Origin of the sequence: Novosphingobium sp. 63-713, assembly GCF_001898925.1 — a bacterium.
Classification (GTDB): Bacteria; Pseudomonadota; Alphaproteobacteria; order Sphingomonadales; family Sphingomonadaceae; genus Novosphingobium.
The window spans coordinates 95,020-119,674 of the sequence record NZ_MKVS01000004.1 but is presented as its reverse complement, the minus strand read 5'-3'; the positions used below and the strand labels follow the sequence as shown (position 1 = coordinate 119,674).

The window sequence follows — 24,655 nt, the reverse complement described above, 5'->3', positions numbered from 1 at the left end:
CTAGTCCTTTTCGAGCGAGGCAGGCATATGAAAGGGTGCGAGATCCTCGATCCGCACCCAATCATAGACATAATTGGCGTAAAACAGCGCGAACAGGATGGCCGAAACCAGTGTTGCGCGGACCGCCACGCGGCCGGGGCGGAAATTGCCCGGCGCGCTGGTGGCCTGCCCCTTGACCATTTCCTCGCCCGTCTCGTCGGGCGTGCGGATGCCGAAGGGCAGCACCAAAAAGGCCGAAATGACCCAGAAAAGCAGATAGATGGCAAGGATGGAGGCCGGTTTCACCGATCCAGCCCCTCCACCATCATCATCACCTTGACCTGCGGCTTCTTGCCGCACCAGCGCCCAGCCGCCCGCCGCGCTGCCAGACGCGCCGCCTCGGCCATCGCGCTTTCATTGCGCTTGTCCGGTCCGCGCAGCTTGCCCAGCGCCTCGATCACATCATTCTGCGCCTCGGCCACAAAGGCATCATAATCCTCGACCAGCGGCAGGCCCAGACCCGCCACCTGAACGTGGTAATCCTGATGCTTGCCCCTGCCCGAAACCGCCACCATCAGCACGCCATGCCAGGCCAGGCGGCGGCGCATCGCCACAGCCTCGCCATCGGCGGGCGCGATAATGTCGCCATCCAGCACAAGACGCCCGTTCGGCACCTCGGCAAATTTGCCCGGACGGCCCGGCGCCAGACGCACCAGATCGCCGTTCTTCTGCACCACCTGCGTGGGAATGCCGCTTTCCTTGCCGACCTTGGCCTGCTCGCGCATGTGGCGCATTTCGCCATGCACGGGCATCAGGATCTGGGGACGCAACCAGCTATAGATGGCCTCCAGCTCGGGCCGCCCCGGATGGCCGGACACGTGGATATCGGCCTGACGGTCGGTGACGACGGTGATGCCATCGCCCGCCAACTGGTTCTGGATGCGCCCGATGGCGATCTCATTGCCGGGGATCTGGCGGCTGGAAAACAGCACCACATCGCCCGACTCCAGCTTGATCGGATGATTGCCCTCGGCAATGCGTGCCAAGGCGGCGCGCGGTTCGCCCTGCCCGCCGGTGGCCACGATCAGCACCTGCCCGCGCGGCAGGCTCATCGCGGTTTCCGGGTCGATGATATCGGGCAATTTGCCCAGATAGCCGCACCCTTCCGCCGCCTGAATGATCCGATCAAGCGAGCGGCCCGAGACACAAAGCCGCCGGTTGGTCGCCTTGGCCACCTCGCCCAGCGTGTGCAGGCGCGCGACATTGCTGGCAAAGGTCGTGACCAGCACGCGCTTGCCCTTGTGGCGGGCCACTTCCTCTTTCATCGCGCGGGCCACTTCGCCCTCGCTGCCCGAAGGCGCGGGATTGAACACATTGGTGCTGTCGCAGACCAGCGCCAGCACGCCCTCATCGCCAATCGCGGTCAATTGCGCGGGCGTGGCGGGCGTGCCGATGATCGGTTCATCATCCAGCTTCCAGTCGCCGGTATGGAACACCCGGCCATAGGGCGTGTCGATCAGCAGCGCGTGGCCCTCGGCAATCGAGTGCGCCAGCGGCACATAGCGGATGCCGAAAGGTCCCAGCTCAAACTGGTCGAAATGGTCGATGACGTTCAGTTCAACGTCGCGCTCGATCCCCGCCTCGGCGAGCTTTGCCGCCACCAGTTTCGCGGTAAATGGCGTGACATAAAGCGGCACATCCAGATCGGCGGCGAAATAGGGCACTGCGCCGATATGATCCTCATGCGCATGGGTCAGCACAATGCCGACCAGATCCTCGCGCCGCTCCTCGATAAAGGCCAGATCGGCAAAGACCAGTTCGCTGCCCGGATATTCATTCCCGGCAAAGGTCATGCCCAGATCGACCATCAGCCACTTGCCATGCGCGCCGTAGAGATTGACATTCATGCCAATCTCGCCCGACCCGCCCAGCGCGCAAAACAGCAATTCCTTGCCGGGCGTGAACGGATCCTTGTTGTCAGACTTGCGCGCTATCGTACTTCTCCGTTTATCGTGTGCCAGTTTATCGTGTAGCCGAGCGTTCGGCGAGCAGCGCCAGGCCGTTAAGGGTGAGGTCGTGTTCGACCACGTCAAACAATCCGGGCTGATGATCAAACAAAACGGCCAGCCCCCCGGTGGCGATCACCGTGACCGGCCGCGCAATCTGGGCCCGCATCCGCGCGATCAGCCCCTCGATCATCGCGACATAGCCCCAATAGACGCCGATCAGCATCTGGTCCTCGGTATTCGTCCCGATGACGCCGGGCTTTTCCGGCACGGCAATTGCGATACGCGGCAATTTCGCCGTATTGCCCACCAGCGCATCAAGCGAGAGGTTGATGCCGGGCGCGATGATCCCGCCCTTATAGGCCCCTCGCCCGTCGATATGGTCAATGGTGGTGGCGGTGCCAAAATCGACGACGATCAGATCGCCGGGGAATTTCTCATGCGCGCCAATCGCATTGACAGCGCGGTCCGCACCCAGAGATTTGGGCGAATCCACATCAACATCAATGCCGTAATCAGCCTTGCCCACGCCCGCGACCAGCAGTTCGGTGTCGAAATATTTGGTGGCCAGCACCTGAAGATTATGCAGCGCGCGCGGCACCACGGTCGATACGATCATGCCCCCAATCTGATCGCGGGTATATCCCTCGATCGTCATCAGTTGCAGCAGCCAGACCGCAAATTCATCGGCCGTGCGGCGCGGATCGGTAGCAATGCGCCAACGCGTCTTCATCTCGCGCCCGTCATAGAGCGCAAAGACGACATTGGTATTGCCCACATCAATGGCCAGCAGCATGCCGCCTCTCTCCGCTTGTCTTATATCAGGCGAGTTCGACGTCGCCTGCGTGAATGGTTTGGACCGTGCCGCCCGAAAGCTGTAACCGCAAGGCCCCATCCTCGCTTAGCCCGCAAAAATTGCCGCTGACCACCTGCCCGTCGGCCTCGCGGACCAGCAAAGGGGTGCCGATAGGATGGGCGGCAGCCTGCCAGCGCTGAACCAGCGCGGAAAGACCGAACTGCCGCCAATGCGCCAGTTCCTGCGCGAACCGCGCCGCCAGCCTCATGGCGAAGGCATCGCGATCAGGCGCCGGGCCATAGTCGCTGAGCGCCGCCGTCTCACGATCAGGCAATTGCGGTGCGCTGGCCAAGTTGACTCCGATGCCAACAATCACAAACCCGGCCACCGCCTCGAGCAGGATCCCGGCCACCTTGGCCTGCCCTACCAGCACATCATTGGGCCATTTCAGCAAGGCGCAGCGCGGCGGAGGCACCAGATCGGCAACACAGGCCTGAACGGCAACGCCTGCCACCAGCGCGAGGCTGGGAGCAGGCGGTTGATGCGCATCGATACGCACCACAGTCGAGCCCATGAAATTGCCAAGCCCGTCATTCCAGACCCGGCCCAAGCGCCCCCGCCCCGCGTTCTGGCGGTCGGCGATCAGCCAATGCCCTTCAGCAACCGGCTCGCCCGATGTCAGCCTTTGCGCAAGGTCAGCATTGGTCGAGCCGGTCAGGCCGATGATTTCCATCAAAGCACAGTTTCTCAGGCCGCGTGGAACAGCGCCGCCGCCGCCGACTGGGCCAGACCGCCCAGCCAACCGGTGAACAGATAACCGATGGGCGAGATCACGATGGCGCTGCCATAGAGCAGAACCGCGTGAACGCCATCCACCGAACCCACAACCTTGTCCGCCGGTTCGTCGAAATACAGCACCTTGACCACCTTGAGGTAGTAGAAAGCACCGATCACCGAAGCCGCGATGCCCACCGTTGCAAGCGGGACCAGACCGGCGGCGACCGCCGACTGGAAGACCACAAACTTGCCCCAGAAGCCGAAGAGCGGCGGGATGCCGGCCAGACTAAACATCACCATTGCCAGCACAAAGGCCAGCCCCGGCTTGCTGCGCGACAGACCGGCAAGATCAGCGATCTTTTCCACCGCATTGCCCTCGGCATCGCGCAGCGACAGGATCGCCACGAAACCGCCGATCGACATCACGACATAGATCGACAGGTAAACCAGCATCGAAGCCGCGCCGCCCGGCGTGGCAGCGGCCAGACCGATCAGCATGAAGCCCACGTTGTTGATCGACGAATAGGCCATCAGGCGCTTGATATTGCCCTGACCGATAGCGCCCAGCGCGCCCACGACAATCGAGAGCAGCGAGATGGCGACAATGATCTGCTGCCATGCGGCGGCCTGCATACCAAAGGCAAACAGCGTCACGCGCATGGTCAGAGCCAGAGCGGCAACCTTGGGCGCGGTGGCGAAGAAGGTGGTCACCGGGGTTGGCGCGCCTTCATAGACGTCAGGCGTCCACATGTGGAACGGCACGGCGCTGATCTTGAAAGACAGGCCGACAAGAATGAACACCAGACCGAAGAGCGATCCGGTCGACATCTTGCCAACCAGCGCGGTGTGGATGGCGTCAAAGCTCGTGCTGCCGGCGAAGCCATAGGTCAGGCTGATGCCGAAGAGCAGGATGCCCGAGGCCAGCGAACCCAGCACGAAATATTTCAGCCCCGCTTCGGGCGAACGATCATCCGAGCGCGACATGGCCGCCAGCACATAGGCCGCCAGCGAGTTCATTTCGAGGCCGACATAGAGCGTGAGCATGTCGGTGGCCGAGACCATCAGGCCCATGCCCAGCGCCGCAAACAGCGCCAGCACCGGATATTCGGCGCGATAGCCGCCCTGACGCTCAAAGAAGCCGGGCGCCACCAGCAGCGATACACCCGCAGCACTGTAAATCAACAGCTTGGCAAAGGAGGAGAAGCTGTCCGCCGCATACTGGCCATAAAAGGCCGAAGCCTCGGCACCGAACACGCCGCCGAACAGAGCAGGCGCGACAAGCACGCCCGCCACGACCAGAGCCGCGACCGCCAGCCAGGTCACCAGACGGGCGGATTTATCACCCGCCCACGCGCAGACCAGCAGGAGCACCAGCCCGGAGACGCTGAGGAATTCCTCAGCAGCCACCAGGCGAAGGGAAGATGCCCAGTTCATTACTTTTCACTCCCTTCGCCGCTATGCTCGGCGCTTTCATGAGTTTCAGCCACAGGATGGCCCGGCGTCACCTGCGCATCGCCGGCCGGACGGGCCGCGGCAAGGCGGGCGTCAAGATGGGCGATGTCGGCGCGGATCGGCGCGATGAAGCTTTCGGGATAGATGCCCATCCACAGTGTCGCGATCACCAGCGGCGTCAGCAGCAGATATTCGCGGGCCGTCAGATCGGGCATCGCGGCGGCATCGGCATTCTTCTGCTCGCCAAAGGCAACCCGGCGATAGAGATACAGCATATAGGCCGCACCCAGAATGATGCCCGTGCCCGCGATCAGCGCGGTCCAGCTCGAAGCCTTGTAGATACCCTGCAGCGACAGGAATTCACCCACGAAGTTGGCGGTGGCGGGCAGACCCACCGAAGCCATGGTGAAGAACATGAAGAACAGCGCATAATGCGGCATGTTGATCGCGATGCCGCCGTAGCGGTTGATCTCGCGAGTGTGCAGGCGATCATAGATCACGCCGACGCAGAGGAAGAGCGCGCCCGACACCAGACCGTGGGCCAGCATCACCACCATCGAACCTTCAAGGCCCTGACGGTTGAAAGCGAACAGACCCAGCGTCACGATGGCCATATGCGCCACCGACGAATAAGCAATCAGCTTCTTCATATCCGACTGAACCAGCGCGACCAGCGAGGTATAAACCACGGCGACGATCGAGAGGCCCCACACCAGCGGCGCGAAATAGGCACTGGCTTCGGGGAAGAAGGGCAGGCTGAAACGGATGAAACCATAGCCGCCCATCTTGAGCAGCACGCCTGCCAGAATAACCGAACCAGCGGTCGGCGCCTGAACGTGCGCATCGGGAAGCCAGGTGTGCACCGGCCACATCGGCATCTTCACCGCAAACGAGGCGAAGAAGGCCAGCCACAGCAGATACTGCGCCTGCACCGGGAAGTTATATTCCATCAGCACGGGGATCGAGGTGGTGCCCGTCAGGTTCACGATCCACAGCATGGCGATCAGCATCAGCACCGAGCCAAGCAGCGTATAGAGGAAGAACTTGTAGCTGGCGTAGATACGATCCGCGCCGCCCCAGATGCCGATGATGAGATACATCGGGATCAGGCCTGCCTCAAACAGGATGTAGAACAGGAAGAGATCCTGCGCTGCGAAGACGCCGATCATCAGCGTTTCCATGAACAGGAACGCGGCCATATATTCTGGCACGCGCTTCTCGATCGCGTCCCAGCTGGCGCCGATACAGATCGGCATCAGGAAGACGGACAGGACGATCAGCACCAGTGCGATGCCGTCAATGCCAAGCGCCCAGCTGAAACCGCTGAACAATTGGGCGTGTTCGACGAATTGCCACTGGGGCCCGCCGATCTGGTAATTGGCCCAGAGATCGAGGCCCAGCGCCAGGTCGATCAACGTCGCCACCAACGCGATGGTGCGCGCGGCCCCGGCCGAGGCGAACAAAGCCGCCACAGCCGCAACCGCTGGCACCGCCAGCATCAGCGAAAGGATGGGAAAACCGGTCATTGCCATAAAACCTTTTCGCTGCCCGCCTTTATCGAGTGAGAACCCAGCTGACCGCAGCCACCAGGCCGATCAGCATCCACAGCGCATAGCTGGTGAGCAGACCAGATTGGAGACGACGGGCCAGACCCGTGCCCTGAACCACAACCCAGGCCGCACCATTGGGGCCAAAGCGGTCAATGAAGCCGACATCGCCAGCCTTCCAGAACAACCGGCCCAGCGCGAAGGCAGGACGGACGAACAGGAAGTTGTAGAGCTCGTCAAAGAACCACTTGTTGTAAACGAAAGTGTGGATCGGCTTGATCGCGCGGACAAAGGCCGCCGGGAAGCCGGGATTGATGATGTAAGCGTAGATCGCGCCCAGCAGGCCGGTCACCATCACGCCAAACGGAGCCCACTTAACCCACACCGGCACTTCGTGCATGTGGTGGATCAGGTGTTCGGAGAACACGAGGCTGCCCTTCCAGAATTCACCGTCGCCTTCGGAGATGAAGGCATGGTTGAAGACGAAACCGGCAAAGATCGCGCCCATGCTCAGGATAATGAGCGGGAGCAGCATCACCAGCGGGCTTTCATGCGGGTGATAACCGGCGGTGCCGTCATCGTCATGGGCGTGACCATGGTGATGGTCGTGGCCATGCGCGTGATCGTGGCCATGGCCGTGATCGTCGTGAACCGCGTGCTGGATATGCTCCGACTGCGACCAGCGGGCCTTGCCGAAGAAGGTCAGGAACACCAGACGCCACGAATAGAACGAGGTCAGCAACGCGGCCGTGATGCCCATGAAGAAGGCAAAGTGGCCAACGCCGGTGCCCGAACCATAGGCGGCTTCGAGGATCGAGTCCTTCGAATAGAAGCCCGCGAAACCGAACACATCGACAATACCCACGCCGGTGATCGCCAGCGTACCGGCCATCATCGCCCAATAGGTGAGCGGGATCTTCTTACGCAGCGCGCCATAATAGCGCATGTCCTGCTCGTGATGCATCGCATGGATCACCGAACCGGCGCCAAGGAACAGCAGGGCCTTGAAGAAGGCGTGCGTGAACAGGTGGAACATGGCAGCGCCGAAAGCGCCCGAACCAGCCGCAAAGAACATATAGCCCAGCTGCGAACAGGTCGAGTAGGCGATCACGCGCTTGATATCCCACTGCGTCGTGCCGATGGTGGCGGCAAAGAAGCAGGTGGCCGCGCCAACGACGGTGACAAACGTCATCGCATCGGGGCTGGCCGAGAACAGCGGCGAAAGGCGGCAAGTCATGAACACGCCTGCGGTCACCATGGTGGCCGCGTGGATCAGCGCCGACACAGGCGTCGGGCCTTCCATCGCGTCCGGCAACCAGGTGTGGAGGCCGAGCTGCGCCGACTTGCCCATCGCACCGATGAACAGCAGGATCGAAATGATCGTCAGCGTGTCAAAACGGTGGCCAAGGAAGCCGATCGTGCTGCCCGCATGGTTGGGAACATTGGCGAGGATCTCGGGGATCGACACCGTGCCGAACACCAGAAACACGCCGAAAATGCCCAGCATGAAGCCAAGGTCACCCACGCGGTTGACCACGAAAGCCTTGATCGCGGCCGCACCGGCCGAAGGCTTGCGGAACCAGAAACCGATCAGCAGGTACGAAGCCAGACCCACGCCTTCCCAGCCGAAGAACATCTGAACCAGATTGTTCGCGGTCACCAGCATGAGCATGGCGAAGGTGAAGAGCGAGAGATAGGAGAAGAAGCGCGGCTGATCCGGCTCTTCGTCCATATAGCCCCAGCTATAAAGGTGGACCAGCGCCGAGACGCTGGTGATCACCACCAGCATCACCGCCGTAAGCGTGTCGACGCGCAATTCCCAGTTAAAGCTGAGATCGCCCGACTGCACCCACTTGAGCACAGGAACGACGGTGGCTTCGGCATGGCCGGTCAGAAAGCTGATGAAGATCGGCCAGGAGAGCAGACAGGCAGCGAAAAGCCCGCCCGTCGTCACCACCTTGGCCGGGAACTTGCCCAGCGCCTTGTTGCCAAGCCCGGCGATAACCGAGGCCAGCAACGGCAGGAAAACAATGAAGAGGATCGAATGCACAGGTCTTACCCCTTCATCCGGTTGGCGTCGTCCACCGCAATCGTGCCGCGGCTGCGGAAGTAGATCACGAGGATGGCCAGGCCCACGGCTGCTTCACCCGCGGCCACGGTCAACACGAACATCGCGAAGATCTGACCGGCCAGGTCATGCAGGAAGGCGCTGAAGGCCACGAGGTTGATGTTCACCGAGAGCAGAATAAGCTCGATGGCCATCAACACGATGATGATGTTCTTGCGGTTGAGCACGATGCCCAGCACGCCCAGCCCGAAGAGGATCGAGCTGACAACGATATAATGTTCAATACCGATCATGGCCGCCCCCTTACAGCTTCACGCCGCCGCCCACTTCGGGACGGGTGTTGATGGTGGCATCTTCCGGACGGCGCTTGACCTGTTCGGAGATATTCTGCGGACGCACGTCATTGCGCTGGCGATGGGTCAGCACGATGGCGCCGATCATGGCCACCAGCAGCACGACACCCGCCGCTTCGAACAGGAACAGGTAGTGCCCATAGAGCACTGCGCCGATCGCCTGAATATTGGGCACATTGGCCGCAGGAGCCGTCGCCGCGTCGGGCGTGCCCAACACGAGGCCACCGGCCGAATGAGCGCCAAGACCAAACAGCAGTTCAGCCAGCAGAATGCCGGCAATCGCCAGACCCAGCGGGAAATTCTTCACGAAACCGGCCCGCAGCGTGGCAAAGTCGATGTCGAGCATCATAACCACAAAGAGGAACAGCACCGCCACCGCGCCGACATACACGATGACCAGAAGCATCGCGATGAACTCGGCACCGATCAGGATCATCAGACCTGCGGCGTTGAAGAAGGCCAGGATCAGCCAAAGCACGGAATGCACCGGATTGCGCGCCGTGATGGTCATCACGGCCGAGGCAATCACCAGCGCGGCGAACAGATAAAAGGCAAGCGTTTGGATCATCTCTTGTCTCCGGCCCGCGCCTTAACGGTAGGGCGCATCGGCTTCAAGGTTCGCGGCAATCGCCCGCTCCCACTTGTCCCCGTTCGCCAACAGCTTGTTCTTGTCATAGAGCAGTTCGGCACGCGTTTCGGTCGCGTATTCGAAATTCGGCCCTTCGACGATGGCGTCGACCGGGCATGCTTCCTGGCAAAAACCGCAGAAGATGCACTTGGTCATGTCGATATCATAACGCGTGGTGCGGCGGCTGCCGTCATCGCGCGGTTCGGCCTCGATGGTGATGGCCTGCGCGGGGCAGATCGCCTCGCACAATTTGCACGCGATGCAGCGCTCTTCCCCGTTGGGATAGCGGCGCAGCGCATGTTCACCACGGAAACGGGGCGAAAGCGGGTTCTTCTCATAGGGATAGTTGATGGTCGCCTTTTCCTTGAAGAAATACTTCAAGGTCAGGGCGTGAGCCTTCACGAACTCCCAGAGGGTGAAACTCTTGATGAGATGGGCGACGCTCATGCAAAATGTCCCGTAGCCATGAGGTAACCGCTGACGAGGAAAACGAACAGCAGCGAGAGCGGCAGGAAGATTTTCCAGCCCAGACGCATCAGCTGGTCATAGCGATAGCGCGGCACGGTGGCCTTCACCCAGCTGAACACAAAGAAGAAGAAGAAGATCTTGAGCAGCAGCCAGATCACGCCCGGTACCATGTAAAGCACCGGAATATCCAGCGGCGGCAGATAACCGCCCCAGAACAGCGTGGCATTCAATGCGCACATCAGGAGCACGTTGCCATATTCGCCGAGCCAGAACAGCGCGAAGGCCATCGAGGAATATTCGGTCTGATAACCGGCGACGAGTTCCGACTCCGCTTCGCAAAGGTCAAACGGAGCGCGCTGGGTTTCCGCCATGCCCGAGATCAGGAACAGCACCCACATAGGGAACAGCAACGGGTTGAAACCAAAGCCGTTCAGAATGCCGAACACATGGCCCTTCTGCGCCGAAACAATCGTGCCCAGATTGAACGAGCCCGCCCACAGCACCACGCAGATGAGGATGAAGCCGATCGAGACTTCATAGGAAATCATCTGAGCCGAGGCGCGCATCGCACTGAAAAACGGGTATTTCGAGTTCGAAGCCCAACCCGCCATGATCGTGCCGTAAACGCCCAGCGACGAAATCGCCAGAACATAGAGCAGGCCCACATTGATGTCGGCCAGGATCGCGCCCGAGTTGAACGGGATCACCGCCCAGGCCAACAGCGTCACCGTGAAGGTAACCACCGGGCCGATCAGGAAGATGCCCTTGTTGGCGGCGGTCGGAACGATGGTTTCCTGCAGGAAAACCTTCAGACCGTCGGCAAACGACTGAAGCAGACCCAGCGGGCCGACAACGTTCGGACCGCGACGCAGCGCCATGGCCGCCCAGATCTTACGGTCGACATAGATGATCATCGCCACGCTGAGCATCAGCGGCAGCGCGATCAGCAGGATCCCCGCAATGGTGGAAATCAGCCATGCCGCTCCAAACGGCAGGCCAAGCGATTGGAAGAAGGCGGTCATTCCGCAGCCTCCGCTTGGGGTTGCGACCCGTGCAGCAGTTCGGCCGAGCAACGCGCCAGCGTCTCACTCGCCCGCGCAATCGGGTTCGTCAGATAGAAATCCTTGATCGGATAGGCGATTTCGCCAGCGGCCGAACCCGAAACGCCGGTGGGCAGCGGGCCGAAATCGATCAGACCACCATCAACCAGCAGCGCCGGATATTCGGCAAACAGCGCCGAGCGGAGTTCGTCGAAGCTGTCAAAGCCGACGTTCACGTTCAGCACCTGCGCAATCGCGCGCAGGATCGCCCAGTCTTCCCGCGCATCCCCCGGCGCGAACACAGCCTTTTCGGCAAACTGCACGCGACCTTCGGTGTTGACGTAAATGCCCGCCTTTTCGGTGAAAGCCGAAGCCGGCAGGATCACGTCAGCGGCATGCGCGCCCTTGTCGCCATGATGGCCGACATAGACGATCATGCTGTCGGCAAACTTGGTGTAATCCACCTCATCCGCGCCCAGCGAAAGCAGCAGCTTGGGCTTGGCAGCGGCGACATCATTGATGCCACCCTTCTGCGCATAACCTAGCAGCAGGCCGCCCATGCGCGAAGCCGCCATGTGCAAAACGTTGAAACCGTTCCACACCGAACCGTCTTCCAGCGTACGCACCAGCCCAAGCTGCTGGCTGATCGCAAGACCCGCTTCGAGCGCGCCCTTGGCCAGCCCTGCCCCGCCGATGATCAGCGCGGGACGCTTGGCGCCCTGCAAAGCGGACCAGACATGCGCGGGGAGCGCATTCAGCACCGAAGCGTCGGAGCCCAGGAATTCGGCCGGATAGGTCGTTTCCCATTCGGGGCCGATGATGAACACCTTGGCGCCATGCTTGACCGCCTTGCGCAGACGGGCGTTGAGCACCGCGGCTTCCCAGCGAACATGGCTGCCCACGATCAGGATGGCATCAGCGCTTTCAATCCCGGCCAGGCCCGAATTGAAATTCACCGCCGCCAGATTGGCCGTGCTGTAAGCCAGACCCGTCTGACGCCCTTCGAGGACCGACGAACCGAGGCCCGACAGCAGCTTCTTGGCCGCATACATGGTTTCGACATCGACCAGATCGCCCGCGACCGCCGCAATCGAATTGCCCGGCGCGATTCTAGCGACAGCGGCAAGCGCCTCGTCCCACGACACCGCCTTGAGCTTACCGTCGAGACGGATGAACGGACGGTCGAGACGGCGCTTGGACAGGCCATCGACCATGTAGCGGCCCTTGTCGGACAGCCATTCCTCGTTCACGTCATCATTGACGCGCGGCAGGATGCGCATGGCTTCGCGGCCGCGCGCATCGACGCGGATGTTCGAGCCGATAGCGTCCGAAACGTCGATCGAGATCGTCTTCTTGAGTTCCCAAGGACGGGCTTCGAACGCGTAGGGACGCGAAGTCAGCGCGCCGACCGGGCACAGATCGATCACATTGGCCGACAGCTCATGCGTCGAAGCCTTTTCCAGATAGGTGCTGATCTGCATGTTCTCGCCGCGATACAGCGCGCCGATTTCATCCACACCCGCGATTTCCTCGCTGAAACGGACGCAGCGCGTGCACTGGATACAGCGCGTCATTACCGTCTTGATCAGCGGACCCATATACTTCTCGGTCACCGCGCGCTTGTGCTCGTGGTAACGCGAAGAACCGCGGCCATAGGCCACGCTCTGGTCCTGAAGGTCGCATTCGCCGCCCTGATCGCAGATCGGGCAGTCGAGCGGGTGGTTGATGAGGAGGAACTCCATCACCCCTTCACGCGCCTTCTTGACCATCTCGCTGTCGGTGCGGATTTCCTGGCCTTCGCTGGCCGGAAGCGCGCAGGAAGCCTGCGGCTTGGGCGGCCCGGGCTTCACCTCGACCAGGCACATGCGGCAGTTACCCGCAATGCTCAGACGTTCGTGATAACAGAAGCGCGGAATTTCCTTCCCCGCCATTTCGCAGGCTTGCAGAACAGTGGCGCCGGCCGGCACCTCAAGTTCCACGCCGTCAACTTTGACCTTAGGCATTACTCAGCGGCCTCCCGCAGCGCACCGCCCTTTTCGGCAATGCGACGCTCAATTTCGGGGCGGAAATGACGGATCAGGCCCTGGATTGGCCAAGCCGCCGCATCACCCAGCGCGCAGATCGTGTGACCTTCAACCTGCTTGGTGACGTTCCAGAGCATGTCGATTTCCTGCACATCGGCATCGCCCTTGCGCAGACGCTCCATCACGCGCCACATCCAGCCGGTGCCTTCGCGGCACGGCGTGCACTGGCCGCAGCTTTCGTGCTTGTAGAAGTACGAAAGGCGGCTGATCGCGCGCACGATGTCGGTCGACTTGTCCATGACGATCACCGCCGCGGTGCCCAGACCCGATCCGACCGCGCGCAGACCGTCAAAGTCCATCGGCGCGTCCCAGATCTGATCGGCCGGCACCAAAGGCACCGACGAACCGCCGGGGATGACCGCCAGCAGGTTGTCCTTGCCGCCGCGAATGCCGCCGCAATGCTTCTCGATCAGCTCGCTGAACGGGATCGACATCTCTTCTTCGACCACGCAGGGCTTGTTCACATGGCCCGAGATCTGGAAGAGCTTGGTGCCCTTGTTGTTCTCACGCCCGAACGAAGCGAACCAGCCCGCGCCGCGACGCAGGATGGTGGGAGCAACAGCGATGGATTCGACATTGTTCACCGTGGTGGGGCAGCCATAGAGACCGGCACCGGCGGGGAACGGAGGCTTGAGACGGGGCTGGCCCTTCTTGCCTTCGATCGATTCGATCATCGCGGTTTCTTCGCCGCAGATATAGGCGCCCGCGCCGCGATGGACGAAGACGTCGAAATCATAGCCCGAACCGCTGGCGTTCTTGCCCACCAGCCCGGCGTCATAGGCCTCGGCAACAGCAGCAAACAGCGTTTCGGCTTCGCGGATATATTCGCCGCGAATATAGATGTAGGCCGCACGGGCTCCCATCGCAAAACCGGCCACCAGCGCGCCTTCGATCAGCTTGTGCGGATCGTGACGGATGATTTCGCGGTCCTTGCACGAACCAGGTTCGGATTCGTCGGCGTTGATAACCAGGAAGCTGGGACGACCGTCCTTGCTTTCCTTGGGCATGAAGCTCCACTTCATGCCGGTGGGGAAGCCCGCACCGCCACGACCGCGAAGGCCGGAATCCTTGATTTCCTGAATGATCGCGTCGCGACCACGCTCCATCAGCGCCTTGGTGTTGTCCCAATCGCCGCGAGCGCGTGCCGCCGCCAAATTCCACGGTTGATAACCGTAGAGATTGGTGAAGATACGATCCTTGTCCTGAAGGGCCATGACTTACCACTCCCCCCGATAATCGTGATTTTCATTGACCATGGCGGTCAGCGACGAAAGCGCGCCCACCGGCTCCACCGTGTGGCGGCCCGGTTCCTGCGTGCCCGTCTTGGGGCTTTCGCCGCGCGCAAGAGCATCCAGAATGCCCTCGAAACGCTCGGCGGTCAGGTCTTCGTAATTGTCGTCATTGATCTGCACCATCGGCGCCGACGAGCAATTGCCCATGCATTCCACCTCGGTGAAGGTCCAGAGACCATCCTCCGAAACGCCGCCGGTCGGCATCTTCTTGGCCTTGCACACCGAGATCAGGTCGTCGCTGCCGCGCAGCATGCAGGGCGTGGTGCCGCAGACCTGCACATGGAACTTTCCGACCGGAACCAGATTATACATGGTGTAGAAGGTGGCGACTTCGACCACGCGGATGATCGGCATGTCGAGATAATTCGCGACATATTCCATCACCGGGATCGGCAACCAGCCCTGCGTGTTCGTTTCCGCGCCCACCTGACGCTGCGCCAGATCGAGCAGCGGCATCGAGGCCGAGCGCTGACGCCCTTCGGGATAGCGCGCGACGATTTCCTTGGCCTTGGCCGCATTGGCCTCGGTCCAGGCGAAATTGCCCCAGCGCGCGCGCAGCTCAGGGCTATCGGGGTAGATATGACGATCAGCCATTAGCGGATGAACTCCACGCGAGAGCACTTGTCGCCCTCGAACGAATAGACGGCGATGACTTCGAACGGCTCGACCAATTCCGAACCATCACTGGCCGGGCCGCGCGTGACATATTCGCGGAACAGCACATAATTGCCGATGGTCTGCTTTTCGCGGATCTCGGCATGGTTCTGCGGCCACTTGGCGAAAGCCGCGGCCAGACCCGTGCGGGTGCCTTCCTTGCCTTCGCGCACCACAGCGCCGCGATAGCCCGCTTCGCAGGCATCATCGGTCATATAGGACACGTAAAGGTCGGCATCCTGCGCGTTATAGGCCGCGATCATCGCCTCGGCGGTTGCGATATGGCTCACCGGTCGCACTCCCCGAACACGATATCCATCGCGCCAAGGATGGCGGTGATATCGGGCAGCATGTGCCCCTTGGTCATGAAGTCCATCGCCTGAAGGTGCGAGAAAGCCGTCGGGCGGATCTTGCAGCGATAGGGCTTGTTCGAGCCGTCCGACACCAGATAGACGCCGAATTCGCCCTTGGGGCTTTCGGTCGCCACATAGACTTCGCCCGCCGGAACGTGGAAGCCTTCGGTGTAGAGCTTGAAGTGATGGATCAGGCTTTCCATGTCCTGCTTCATCTCGGCGCGCTTGGGCGGAGCCACCTTGCGGTCGCTGCTCAGCACCGGCCCGGCAGGCATCTTTTCGATGCACTGGCGGATGATGCGGGCCGACTGGCGCACTTCTTCGACGCGAACCATGAAGCGATCATAGCAGTCGCCTCGCGTGCCCACGGGCACTTCGAAATCGACCTGATCGTAGGCATCATAGGGCTGCGACTTGCGCAGATCCCAGGCAATGCCGCTGCCGCGGATCATCGGGCCGGAAAAGCCCCATGCCAGCGCGTCTTCCTTGCTGACCGTGGCGATATCGACGTTGCGCTGCTTGAAGATGCGGTTGTCGCACACCAGGCTCATCGCGTCTTCGAACAGTTCGGGCAGACGCTTGTCGAGCCAGACGCTGATGTCGTCGATCAACTTCTGCGGCACATCCTGATGGACGCCGCCGGGGCGGAACCATGCCGAGTGCATACGCGCGCCGGAAGCGCGCTCGAAGAAGTTGAGGCAATCCTCGCGGATTTCGAACAGCCACAGGTTCGGCGTCATCGCGCCCACGTCCATGACGTGCGAGCCGATGTTCAGCATGTGGTTGCAGATACGCGTGATTTCCGCAAACATCGTGCGCAGCCACTTGGCACGCTCGGGCACTTCCAGGTTCAGCAGCTTTTCCACCGCCAGAACATAGGAATGCTCCATGCCGAGCGGCGAACAATAGTCCAGCCGGTCGAAATAGGGCAGCGCCTGTAGATAGGTCTTGTATTCGATCAGCTTTTCGGTGCCGCGATGCAGCAGGCCGATATGCGGGTCGATACGCGTGACGATTTCACCGTCCAACTCGGTGACCATGCGCAACACGCCGTGGGCGGCGGGGTGCTGAGGGCCGAAGTTGATGGTGTAATTGGTGATGATCTCATCGCCGGTGGTCGGCGATTCTTCGAGGATCAGACCGCTCATTTGCCTTCCCCAGCTTTCTCGTCGCCCGGCAGCACATAGTCTGCACCTTCCCACGGCGAAGTGAAGTCGAACTGACGCAGATCCTGCGCCAGACGCACCGGCTCATAAACCACACGCTTCTCTTCGTTCGAGTAGCGCAGTTCCTGATAGCCCGTCAGCGGGAAGTCCTTGCGGAAGGGATGCCCTTCAAAGCCATAGTCGGTCAGGATGCGGCGCAGGTCCGCATTGCCCGCAAAGACCACGCCATACAGGTCGAACACTTCGCGTTCGAGCCAGCCAGCCACCGGCCAGAGCGTCGTCACGGTGGGAACCGGAGCAACCTCATCGGTGGTGGTCTTGACGATGATGCGGTGATTCTGCGTCAGCGAGAGCAGCATGTAGACGACTTCAAACCGCTCGGGGCGGCTCGGATAGTCGGCGCCGGCGATTTCCACCAGTTGCTGATATTCATGCTTGTCGCGCAGGATGCGCAACGCATCCTCGACGTGCTCGCGCGTCACCGTGATGACGATTTCGCCATGCTCTTCCTTGGACGCCGCGACGCGGTGGGCCAAAGCGGCTACCAGCTTGTCGAGAACGCCCTCGTTCGAGCTCCACTTGGGGGCGGAATGCAGAACAGCCATTCGTCCCTCCCTCAACGCTCGATGGTGCCGACGCGGCGGATCTTCCGCTGCAACTGCATGATGCCATAGAGCAAGGCTTCGGCGGTCGGCGGGCAACCGGGCACATAAATGTCGACCGGCACGATGCGATCGCATCCGCGCACCACCGAATAGGAATAGTGGTAATAGCCGCCACCATTCGCACATGACCCCATCGAGATCACATACTTCGGGTTCGACATCTGGTCATAGACCTTGCGCAGCGCCGGGGCCATCTTGTTGCACAGCGTGCCGGCCACGATCATCACGTCCGACTGACGCGGCGATGCGCGCGGAGCAGCACCAAAGCGCTCCATGTCATATCGCGGCATATTGACGTGGATCATTTCCACGGCGCAGCAAGCCAGGCCAAAGGTCATCCACCACAGCGAGCCGGTACGGGCCCACTGAAACAGTTCCTCGGTGCTGGTTACCAGAAAGCCCTTGTCGGACACTTCGTTCGACAGGTCGTTAAAGAAACCCTGATCGGGGGCGACCAACTTGCCGTTAGCCGCCATGATCGGTTCAAAGGAGGGATTTGTACTCATTCCCAGTCCAACGCTCCCTTCTTCCACGCATAGGCAAAGCCGATCACGAGTTCGGCAAGAAACACCATCATCGTCAGCCAGCCAGCCCAGCCGGTTTCCTTCAGGCTGACCGCCCAGGGAAACAGGAAAGCTGCTTCGAGATCGAAGATGATGAAGAGGATCGCCACGAGATAGAAACGCACGTCAAACTGGCTGCGCGGTTCTTCAAAGGCGGGGAAGCCGCATTCATATTCCGAAAGCTTGTCAGCATCCGGCTTGTACGAACCCGTAAGGCGCGACACGAGAATGGGCAAAATGACGAAGGCCGAAGACAGACCAAGCGCGATCCCGAGAAAGATCAGGATGGGAAGGTAGTTCGACAGGTAGTGCGACAGGTCGATCAAGAGCTGACTCGCAGATTAAGTTGAGCTTTGGCGGCCCTAGTCCCCCTTTCCGGGGTGTGCAAGTGTCCTGAAGCCTCAAACTGTGCAGGAGCGAAAAGAACCTGCGAGAATATCTGCAAGTGCTTCTCAATAGCGCATTTTTCACCTATTTGCGCCACTTCGGGCCATAGACCTATCCCTGATTGCCTTTGCTGCATGGCGACACTATCTCTTGATTCAACAGGCACGCACGCCTGTAACCTCAGGCGCCTATGCGCCTCGCAGCATCAGGCGCAACCTGCGCCTTACATACCGGAGGGTCCAAGTTTCATGGCACAGATTTCCGCTGCTGATCCGATCGTCATTCTTTCCTACGCCCGCACCCCGATGGGCGCGATGCAGGGCAGCCTCTCCGAAGTTTCCGCCACCGAACTTGGCGCCACCGCCGTCAAGGCCGCCGTCGAGCGCTCCGGCATCGCTGGTGAGGAATTCGAACGCGCCTATATGGGCTGCGTCCTCCCCGCAGGGCTTGGCCAGGCCCCTGCCCGTCAGGCTGTGATCAAGGCCGGTCTGCCCAAGTCGGTTCAGGCCACCACCGTCAACAAGGTCTGCGGATCGGGCATGCAGACGGTCATCATGGCTTCTGAGGCGCTGGCGGCGGGCAGCGTCGATTTCGTCATCGCGGGCGGCATGGAAAGCATGACCAACGCGCCGTATCTGCTCAAAAAGCACCGCTCGGGCGCGCGCATCGGCCATGACACCGCCTATGACCACATGTTCCTCGACGGCCTCGAAGACGCCTATGAAGGCGCCGCCATGGGCAGCTTTGCGCAGGTCACCGCCAATGATTACGGCCTGACGCGCGAGGGCATGGACGCCTATTCGATCGAATCGTTGGCCCGCGCCAAGGCGGCTGTCGCAGAAGGTCGTTTTGCCGATGAAATCGCCCCCGTGACGATCAAGACCCGCAGCGGCGAAGTCGTGGTCGACACCGACGAAGCCCCCGGCAAGGGCCGCCCGGACAAGATCCCTGCCCTCAAGCCCGCCTTTGCCAAGGACGGCACGATCACGGCGGCCTCGTCCTCCTCGATCTCGGACGGCGCGGCGGCCATGGTGCTGACCCGCCAGAGCGTGGCCGATGCCAAGGGCGCCAAGCCCGTCGCCATCGTCAAGGCCGTTGCCGCCCACGCGCATGACCCCAAGCTGTTCACCACAGCCCCGGTCGGCGCGATCCAGAAGGCGCTGGATCAGGCGGGCTGGACCGTTGCCGATGTCGACCTGTTCGAAGTCAACGAAGCCTTTGCCTGCGTGGCCATGTTCGCGATCCACGACCTCGGCCTCGATCACGCCAAGGTCAACGTCAACGGCGGCGCAACCGCCCTGGGCCACCCGATCGGCTGCTCGGGCGCGCGCATCCTCGTCACGCTGATCGCGGCGCTCAAGGCGCGCGGGCTGAAGAAGGGCGTGGCCGCGCTCTGCATCGGCGGCGGTGAAGGTACGGCTGTGGCGGTTGAACTGGTTTAATTCACCGGCATTTGTTTAAAAGGAGCGCTCTGACGGGGACGTTGGGGCGCTTCTTTTTTGTTTGGGGTTTTTGGGTGCCTCCGGCGGGCAAAGGGACTCGTCCCTTTGCAATCCCATTAATGGGGTGGTGAAATAATCGCGGGTTCCGCTTTTGTAGAATGCGAATAAAGCCTGCGGCGCGGTGAACGCAAATCTTACCGCGCCGCAGGCTTTCAAAACTCAAACGGCGCGTCCGACACCTGACGCCGAACCCTTTACACAACGCAGACAGTAACGGGAGCGCGAGGGTCTAGACCCTCGCATAATTTTAAGGCTTCCCCGCCCCCCACAAACGCCCCTCAGGCACAAAGCCCACATGCCGCTCGACATCAATCTGGCACCAACCATCCTTGCACCCGCCCAAGCGTCCAACCAGCCCCGGCGCCAGTTTCCACAACAGCGGCGTGCCCTCGCCTGGCCCAGCGTGCATTTCCACCGGCCCCTTGCCACGGATCAGCGCGGTGGGCGTCTTGTTGAGAAACCGCATCATCATCCAGCCGCGGGCGCCATCGGGGTCTTCGACCAGATACCAGCCCTGAAACACGCGCAGCACCTTGATCGGCAGGAACTGACGGCGATAGACGAAGCGGATCGCATAATCCTCGCCCGGTCCGGTGCGCATATTGACCACCGGATCGCGCAGCGACCGCCATGCCGGGAATTGCGGCGTTTCGGCCCCCGCTGGATTGGCCGCAAGCGCGGCGATCATCAGGCCCGCCAGCAGGCCGGCCCGCCCAAACTTATTCCAGAATTCATCCAACATGGCTCAACTATAGCCACCTTGCCACCGATGCGGCAAGCGCCACCCTATGCGATCCGCCGCAAGGCCGGGCATAAGAGGCCAAGAAAAAGCCCGGTCACGCCTGAACATGACCGGGCCAATTTCGATTGGGTTCTGAAACCCGCCGATCAATCGCCGGTCAGGATGCGATCCACCAACTGCTTCACCGTGGGGGTGAAGTTGTTCGAATAGAACGGGTCCTGCTTGAACCGATAGGCAGCATGGCCCGCAAACATCAGGTTTTCGTTGATGTCGCCGCCATGGGCAATGTTCTGCAGGCTCTTCTGGATGCAGAAGCTGCGCGGGTCAGCCATGCGGCCCGTGGTCCAGTCGTCATGGTCCTTCCAGCTGGAAAAACCGCAATGCGACAGACAGCCCATGCAATCGGCCTGATCCTTGCGGATTTCCTCCCGCTCGGCCTTGGAGACAAAGATCACCGTGTCGTCGGGCGTGCGCAGCGCCTCGACAAAGCCTTCGTTCACCCACTGATGCGCACGGGCCCGGTCGCAAGGCGTGACCCAGAAATTCTTGCCCTTGACGCCAACGTCGAGCTGTACCGTATGATCGCCCGCTTCGACCTTGGAATAGGGGATCTGGCGCTCGCTGCGCGCAACCAGGCTCATCAGGAAGGGATTTTTGACCGCCGAGGAATAGAAACCCGTGGGCGAGAACTTGTGCAACAGCACATCACCCGGCTCGATGGTGCGCAGATGGTCCTTCCACGCCTGCGGAATCGGGCTTTCCTCGGTCAGCAGCGGACGCGTGCCGAACTGGAACAGGATCGCGCCAAGCTCCGGATTATCAATCCAGTTTTCCCATTCGCGCAGGAACCACACGCCGCCCGCCATCACGATGGGAACGCTGTCCGGCACGCCCTCGGCGCGCATGGTTTCGCGAAGTTGTTTAACGCGGGGATAAGGATCTTGAGGCTTGGTCGGGTCTTCCGCGTTCGACAGACCATTGTGCCCGCCCGCCAGCCAGGGGTCTTCATAGACCACCGCCGCCATCAGTTCGGCCACCTTGTGATAGGCCCGCTTCCACAGCGCGCGGAACGCGCGGCCCGAGGAGACGATGGGCAGGTAATGCACGTTGAACCGCGCCGCGATCTCCGAGAGCTTGTAAGGCATGCCCGCCCCGCAGGTCACGCCCGTCACCAGCCCCTTGGTGCGTTCGAGCACGCCTTCGAGAACCTGCTGCGCCCCGCCCATTTCCCACAGGACGTTGATGTTGATCGCGCCGCGGCCCGAGGCGATGTCATAGGCACGCTTCACCTGTTCCACAGCGCCATCAATGGCATAGCGGATCAATTCCTCATGCCGCCCCTGTCGGGTCAGCTCATGATAGACCTGGGGAATGATCTTGCCTTCGGGGTCATAGCTGTCGGCGTTAACCGCGCTGACGGTGCCAATGCCGCCTGCGGCCGCCCATGCGCCCGAGCTGGCATGGTTGGTCGCCGCCACACCCTTGCCGCCTTCCACCAGCGGCCAAACCTCACGACCACCATAAAGGATCGGCTGCAAACCCTTGAAACTCATTGCCTGTAACTTTCACCACAAACCCCGACACACCACAGAAAGAGAAGCACCCTCCCTCCCCTCTGCGGCCCCGGAAGATCCAATCGGGGCGACCGGATCTTCCAATTGTTCAAATAGCGTTCATAAACCTTTCGGCCAAGCATGCGACTAAAATCAGCATAGCTCGTCTGCATTCTGCCTCATTTTCCTTGCAGCACAATGGTCTGGGCAATGTTTTGACCGACCTGCGCCAGCACCGTTTCGGCATTCGAATCGCCGTCGGGCGTGGGCTTTGGCGGCTGATAAAAGGCCGCAATCGCAAATGGCGCCAAATCGGGCGGTTCCACCCAGGCCAGATCGACATAGGTGCCGGGGATATCGGCCGGAAGGCCGGTCCCCGTCTTGTCCCCGGCCCACCAGTTACCAGGCAGGCCCGCGCGCAGGCGCTTCGCCCCGGTGGTCGTATCGTGCATCCAGTCTTTCAGCCGGGTGACAACGGCGGGCGACAAGGCCCCTTGCCTGAACATCCTGAACAGATTGTCCGCCATGGCCTCAGGCGTGGTGGTGTTGCGCAAGCTGCCCGGAGGCACGCGATTGAGCGCGGTTTCGTAGTCGTCCAGCCTGCTGACCATATCGCCAAGGCCCCGCCAGAACCGGTTAACCCGGTCGAAACCGCCCATCCGGCGCATCAGCAGATTGGCCGCGCCATTGTCGGACTGCTTCTGCACCGCCTCGGCGGCCTCTGCCATCGAGATGCTGCCCAGCCCCAACCGTGCCTGCAAGGCGGGCGAATTGAAGAGAACCTCGCCTTTGCCGAAAGGCAGCTTCTCATCCAGCCGCCACTCGCCCTTTTCCGCTCCGGTCAGCACCAGCGCGGCGAGGCTCAGTTTGAAGGATGAGCAAAATGCAAAACGCTCATGTCCGCGCCAATTGACGATACCGCCCGACGAGAAGGCCACAGCAAAGCCCAGACGCCCGCCATATTGCCGCTCAATATCGCGCCCGAGATGAAGGCCCCATTGCCGGGACAAGGGCGACGACGCGCCCGCGCGCGCACCGACCAATGCCCCCGCCGCCAGAGCGCCACTCATAAAATGCCGGCGCCCCAGCATCGGGATCATCAGTCCACGTCCTCGACATTGACCTTTTCGCCCGTCACGCGCTGCGACAGGGCGGCGGCCATGAAGGCGTCCAGATCGCCGTCCAGCACATCGGCGGGCGTCGGACTGGTCACGCCGGTGCGCAGATCCTTCACCATCTGATAGGGCTGCAACACGTAGGAGCGGATCTGGTGACCCCATCCGATGTCGCTCTTCGAGGCATGTTCGGCATTGGCCGCTTCTTCGCGGCGCTGCATTTCGGCCTCGTACAAACGCGCCTTCAGCATGTTCATCGCGGTTTCGCGGTTCTTGTGCTGGCTGCGGTCGATCTGAGACGCCACGATGATGCCGCTGGGCACGTGGGTGATACGCACGGCCGAATCGGTGGTGTTCACGTGCTGACCACCGGCACCAGAAGCCCGGTACGTGTCGATCTTGAGATCCGAAGGATTGATGTCGATGGTAAAGCTGTCGTCGATCACCGGATAGACCCAGACCGAGCTGAACGAGGTATGCCGCCGCGCGCTGCTGTCATAGGGGCTGATGCGGACGAGGCGATGCACGCCGCTCTCGGTCTTGGCATAACCATAGGCGTTCTCACCCTTGCACAGGATGGTCGCGCTCTTGATGCCCGCCGTGTCGCCCGCCTGAAACTCGATCAGATCGACCTTGAAGCCCCGCTTTTCCGCCCAGCGCGTGTACATGCGCAGCAGCATCGAGGCCCAGTCCTGCGATTCGGTGCCGCCCGCGCCCGCGTGGATTTCGATATAGGTGTCCATGCCGTCGGCTTCCCCCGCCAACAGCGCCTGCACCTTGTCGCGATCCGCGCGTTCGGCCAGAGCGGCCAGAGTCGAGAGACCTTCCTCAACGGTGGCCTCATCATCCTCCATCTCGCCCAGCTCGATGAACTCGATCGCGTCGCGCATTTCCGCGCTGATCTCGTTGACCGCGCCGATGCTGGCTTCAAGGCGGCGACGTTCCTTCATCACCGCTTCGGCTTCCTTGGGATTGTCCCAAAGCTTGGGGTCCTCGACGCGCGCGTTCAGCTCGTCAAAGCGGCGTAGCGCACGCTCCCAGTCGAGAAACTTGCGGACCAGCGCCAAAGCTGCTTCGATCCGGTCAATATGGGCCTGCCCTTCGGCACGCATGGTCTTTACCCTTGTCTTTTATCCAAACCACGGCGCGTTAGCCGGATTGAGGGGAAAGTAAAGGGAAAGCGACAGGGCTTCCCTGCGTTATTCGGCGCAGCCACCCCGACCGCCCCGATCAATGCCCGCCCCGCATTATCAGGGGGGCCAGCATCAGCAGGGAAATCGCCGAGGTGCGCAGTGTCAGATTGTTCAACACAGTTTGCATCATCGCACACCTCCTTGGCCATGCGGGTGAATCAAACGCCCGGAATCAGGCGCAAAACCCTCATGCCCAAGGATGGGCGCCACGCCCATTCGCACAATGCAAAAGTCTCAAAACGGGATGGCCGGGCGGGCAGGTGTTAACCCCC

Annotated in this window: 23 protein-coding genes and 1 pseudogene; 1 reads left to right on the top strand and 23 read right to left on the bottom strand. The window is 61.4% G+C overall.

Features of this window, described 5'->3' with window-relative positions; translation table 11 throughout:
• From BGP00_RS00885 to BGP00_RS00795, 19 genes and pseudogenes are all read right to left on the bottom strand, one after another.
• Positions 1-285 carry a DUF1467 family protein gene (locus BGP00_RS00885; RefSeq protein ID WP_168602402.1) on the bottom strand — a complete coding sequence of 95 codons (285 nt, stop codon included), beginning with the start codon at positions 283-285 and terminating at the stop codon, positions 1-3.
• Positions 282-1,886: a ribonuclease J gene (locus tag BGP00_RS00880; protein ID WP_292692772.1), complete on the bottom strand. Its 1,605-nt coding sequence runs from the start codon at positions 1,884-1,886 to the stop codon at positions 282-284. The genes BGP00_RS00885 and BGP00_RS00880 overlap by 4 nt, the downstream gene beginning before the upstream one ends.
• A gap of 115 nt (positions 1,887-2,001) precedes the next feature.
• Positions 2,002-2,781 (bottom strand): type III pantothenate kinase, encoded by a 780-nt coding sequence (locus BGP00_RS00875; protein ID WP_168602400.1) that lies wholly within the window; start codon positions 2,779-2,781, stop codon positions 2,002-2,004.
• 25 nt (positions 2,782-2,806) lie between these two features.
• A complete protein-coding gene (locus BGP00_RS00870; RefSeq protein ID WP_292692769.1) occupies positions 2,807-3,514 on the bottom strand; it encodes a biotin--[acetyl-CoA-carboxylase] ligase in 708 nt (235 codons plus the stop codon).
• A 14-nt stretch (positions 3,515-3,528) separates the two neighbouring features.
• Positions 3,529-4,992, bottom strand: a complete 1,464-nt coding sequence (gene nuoN / locus BGP00_RS00865; RefSeq protein ID WP_292692766.1) for an NADH-quinone oxidoreductase subunit NuoN — start codon at positions 4,990-4,992, stop codon at positions 3,529-3,531.
• Positions 4,992-6,536, bottom strand: coding sequence for an NADH-quinone oxidoreductase subunit M (locus BGP00_RS00860; protein ID WP_168602397.1), 1,545 nt, complete (start codon positions 6,534-6,536; stop codon positions 4,992-4,994). The genes nuoN and BGP00_RS00860 overlap by 1 nt, the downstream gene beginning before the upstream one ends.
• Before the next feature lie 28 nt (positions 6,537-6,564).
• Complete coding sequence (nuoL, locus tag BGP00_RS00855; protein ID WP_292692763.1) at positions 6,565-8,607, bottom strand: NADH-quinone oxidoreductase subunit L; 2,043 nt, start codon at positions 8,605-8,607, stop codon at positions 6,565-6,567.
• A gap of 5 nt (positions 8,608-8,612) precedes the next feature.
• On the bottom strand, positions 8,613-8,918 hold the full coding sequence (gene nuoK / locus BGP00_RS00850; RefSeq protein ID WP_168602395.1) for an NADH-quinone oxidoreductase subunit NuoK: 306 nt from the start codon (positions 8,916-8,918) through the stop codon (positions 8,613-8,615).
• Positions 8,919-8,928: 10 nt separating this feature from the next.
• Positions 8,929-9,546, bottom strand: coding sequence for an NADH-quinone oxidoreductase subunit J (locus tag BGP00_RS00845; RefSeq protein WP_168602394.1), 618 nt, complete (start codon positions 9,544-9,546; stop codon positions 8,929-8,931).
• 21 nt (positions 9,547-9,567) lie between these two features.
• Positions 9,568-10,053, bottom strand: a complete 486-nt coding sequence (nuoI, locus tag BGP00_RS00840) for an NADH-quinone oxidoreductase subunit NuoI (RefSeq protein WP_168602393.1) — start codon at positions 10,051-10,053, stop codon at positions 9,568-9,570.
• A complete protein-coding gene (gene nuoH / locus BGP00_RS00835; protein ID WP_168602392.1) occupies positions 10,050-11,096 on the bottom strand; it encodes an NADH-quinone oxidoreductase subunit NuoH in 1,047 nt (348 codons plus the stop codon). The genes nuoI and nuoH overlap by 4 nt, the downstream gene beginning before the upstream one ends.
• Positions 11,093-13,117, bottom strand: a complete 2,025-nt coding sequence (gene nuoG / locus BGP00_RS00830) for an NADH-quinone oxidoreductase subunit NuoG (RefSeq protein ID WP_292692756.1) — start codon at positions 13,115-13,117, stop codon at positions 11,093-11,095. Before nuoG ends, nuoH begins: the two co-directional genes overlap by 4 nt.
• Entirely contained in the window at positions 13,117-14,412 is a 1,296-nt protein-coding gene (gene nuoF / locus BGP00_RS00825) for an NADH-quinone oxidoreductase subunit NuoF (protein WP_168602390.1), read from the bottom strand. The genes nuoG and nuoF overlap by 1 nt, the downstream gene beginning before the upstream one ends.
• A 3-nt stretch (positions 14,413-14,415) precedes the next feature.
• The gene (gene nuoE, locus BGP00_RS00820; RefSeq protein WP_292692752.1) at positions 14,416-15,084 is read right to left on the bottom strand and encodes an NADH-quinone oxidoreductase subunit NuoE; all 669 of its coding nucleotides are present in this window, start codon (positions 15,082-15,084) and stop codon (positions 14,416-14,418) included.
• Positions 15,084-15,434 carry a nuclear transport factor 2 family protein gene (locus BGP00_RS00815; RefSeq protein WP_292692750.1) on the bottom strand — a complete coding sequence of 117 codons (351 nt, stop codon included), beginning with the start codon at positions 15,432-15,434 and terminating at the stop codon, positions 15,084-15,086. Before BGP00_RS00815 ends, nuoE begins: the two co-directional genes overlap by 1 nt.
• Positions 15,431-16,645: an NADH-quinone oxidoreductase subunit D gene (locus BGP00_RS00810; protein ID WP_168602388.1), complete on the bottom strand. Its 1,215-nt coding sequence runs from the start codon at positions 16,643-16,645 to the stop codon at positions 15,431-15,433. The genes BGP00_RS00815 and BGP00_RS00810 overlap by 4 nt, the downstream gene beginning before the upstream one ends.
• An 11-nt stretch (positions 16,646-16,656) precedes the next feature.
• Positions 16,657-17,268, bottom strand: a pseudogene (locus BGP00_RS00805) (NADH-quinone oxidoreductase subunit C); the annotation flags it as partial.
• Positions 17,269-17,279: 11 nt separating this feature from the next.
• The gene (locus tag BGP00_RS00800) at positions 17,280-17,834 is read right to left on the bottom strand and encodes an NADH-quinone oxidoreductase subunit B family protein (RefSeq protein ID WP_168602386.1); all 555 of its coding nucleotides are present in this window, start codon (positions 17,832-17,834) and stop codon (positions 17,280-17,282) included.
• Complete coding sequence (locus BGP00_RS00795) at positions 17,831-18,217, bottom strand: NADH-quinone oxidoreductase subunit A (RefSeq protein ID WP_168602385.1); 387 nt, start codon at positions 18,215-18,217, stop codon at positions 17,831-17,833. Before BGP00_RS00795 ends, BGP00_RS00800 begins: the two co-directional genes overlap by 4 nt.
• Before the next feature lie 309 nt (positions 18,218-18,526).
• Here BGP00_RS00795 and BGP00_RS00790 point away from each other — a divergent pair, with 309 nt between their 5' ends.
• A complete protein-coding gene (locus BGP00_RS00790; protein WP_292692741.1) occupies positions 18,527-19,720 on the top strand; it encodes an acetyl-CoA C-acyltransferase in 1,194 nt (397 codons plus the stop codon).
• A gap of 307 nt (positions 19,721-20,027) precedes the next feature.
• Here the strand turns inward: BGP00_RS00790 and BGP00_RS00785 are convergent, their stop codons facing one another.
• The 4 genes from BGP00_RS00785 to prfB form a co-directional block, all read right to left on the bottom strand.
• Positions 20,028-20,522 carry an SH3 domain-containing protein gene (locus BGP00_RS00785; RefSeq protein WP_292692738.1) on the bottom strand — a complete coding sequence of 165 codons (495 nt, stop codon included), beginning with the start codon at positions 20,520-20,522 and terminating at the stop codon, positions 20,028-20,030.
• Between the two features lie 146 nt (positions 20,523-20,668).
• A complete protein-coding gene (locus BGP00_RS00780; protein WP_168602382.1) occupies positions 20,669-22,075 on the bottom strand; it encodes a nitronate monooxygenase in 1,407 nt (468 codons plus the stop codon).
• A 179-nt stretch (positions 22,076-22,254) separates the two neighbouring features.
• A complete protein-coding gene (bla, locus tag BGP00_RS00775) occupies positions 22,255-23,145 on the bottom strand; it encodes a class A beta-lactamase (RefSeq protein ID WP_292692735.1) in 891 nt (296 codons plus the stop codon).
• 29 nt (positions 23,146-23,174) lie between these two features.
• Positions 23,175-24,302 (bottom strand): peptide chain release factor 2, encoded by a 1,128-nt coding sequence (gene prfB / locus BGP00_RS00770; RefSeq protein WP_292692732.1) that lies wholly within the window; start codon positions 24,300-24,302, stop codon positions 23,175-23,177.
• Positions 24,303-24,655 lie beyond the last annotated feature (353 nt).

What these genes read in the sequence shown, in the direction of transcription:
- BGP00_RS00880 (WP_292692772.1), bottom strand. Translation starts at nt 1,886, where the DNA reads ATGAATGTCAATCTCTACGGCGCGCATGGCAAGTGGCTGATGGTCGAT.
- BGP00_RS00875 (WP_168602400.1), bottom strand. Translation starts at nt 2,781, where the DNA reads ATGCTGCTGGCCATTGATGTGGGCAATACCAATGTCGTCTTTGCGCTC.
- BGP00_RS00870 (WP_292692769.1), bottom strand. Translation starts at nt 3,514, where the DNA reads ATGGAAATCATCGGCCTGACCGGCTCGACCAATGCTGACCTTGCGCAA.
- nuoN (WP_292692766.1), bottom strand. Translation starts at nt 4,992, where the DNA reads ATGAACTGGGCATCTTCCCTTCGCCTGGTGGCTGCTGAGGAATTCCTC.
- BGP00_RS00860 (WP_168602397.1), bottom strand. Translation starts at nt 6,536, where the DNA reads ATGACCGGTTTTCCCATCCTTTCGCTGATGCTGGCGGTGCCAGCGGTT.
- nuoK (WP_168602395.1), bottom strand. Translation starts at nt 8,918, where the DNA reads ATGATCGGTATTGAACATTATATCGTTGTCAGCTCGATCCTCTTCGGG.
- BGP00_RS00845 (WP_168602394.1), bottom strand. Translation starts at nt 9,546, where the DNA reads ATGATCCAAACGCTTGCCTTTTATCTGTTCGCCGCGCTGGTGATTGCC.
- nuoI (WP_168602393.1), bottom strand. Translation starts at nt 10,053, where the DNA reads ATGAGCGTCGCCCATCTCATCAAGAGTTTCACCCTCTGGGAGTTCGTG.
- nuoH (WP_168602392.1), bottom strand. Translation starts at nt 11,096, where the DNA reads ATGACCGCCTTCTTCCAATCGCTTGGCCTGCCGTTTGGAGCGGCATGG.
- nuoG (WP_292692756.1), bottom strand. Translation starts at nt 13,117, where the DNA reads ATGCCTAAGGTCAAAGTTGACGGCGTGGAACTTGAGGTGCCGGCCGGC.
- nuoF (WP_168602390.1), bottom strand. Translation starts at nt 14,412, where the DNA reads ATGGCCCTTCAGGACAAGGATCGTATCTTCACCAATCTCTACGGTTAT.
- nuoE (WP_292692752.1), bottom strand. Translation starts at nt 15,084, where the DNA reads ATGGCTGATCGTCATATCTACCCCGATAGCCCTGAGCTGCGCGCGCGC.
- BGP00_RS00810 (WP_168602388.1), bottom strand. Translation starts at nt 16,645, where the DNA reads ATGAGCGGTCTGATCCTCGAAGAATCGCCGACCACCGGCGATGAGATC.
- BGP00_RS00800 (WP_168602386.1), bottom strand. Translation starts at nt 17,834, where the DNA reads ATGAGTACAAATCCCTCCTTTGAACCGATCATGGCGGCTAACGGCAAG.
- BGP00_RS00790 (WP_292692741.1), top strand. Translation starts at nt 18,527, where the DNA reads ATGGCACAGATTTCCGCTGCTGATCCGATCGTCATTCTTTCCTACGCC.
- BGP00_RS00785 (WP_292692738.1), bottom strand. Translation starts at nt 20,522, where the DNA reads ATGTTGGATGAATTCTGGAATAAGTTTGGGCGGGCCGGCCTGCTGGCG.
- BGP00_RS00780 (WP_168602382.1), bottom strand. Translation starts at nt 22,075, where the DNA reads ATGAGTTTCAAGGGTTTGCAGCCGATCCTTTATGGTGGTCGTGAGGTT.
- bla (WP_292692735.1), bottom strand. Translation starts at nt 23,145, where the DNA reads ATGAGTGGCGCTCTGGCGGCGGGGGCATTGGTCGGTGCGCGCGCGGGC.
- prfB (WP_292692732.1), bottom strand. Translation starts at nt 24,302, where the DNA reads ATGCGTGCCGAAGGGCAGGCCCATATTGACCGGATCGAAGCAGCTTTG.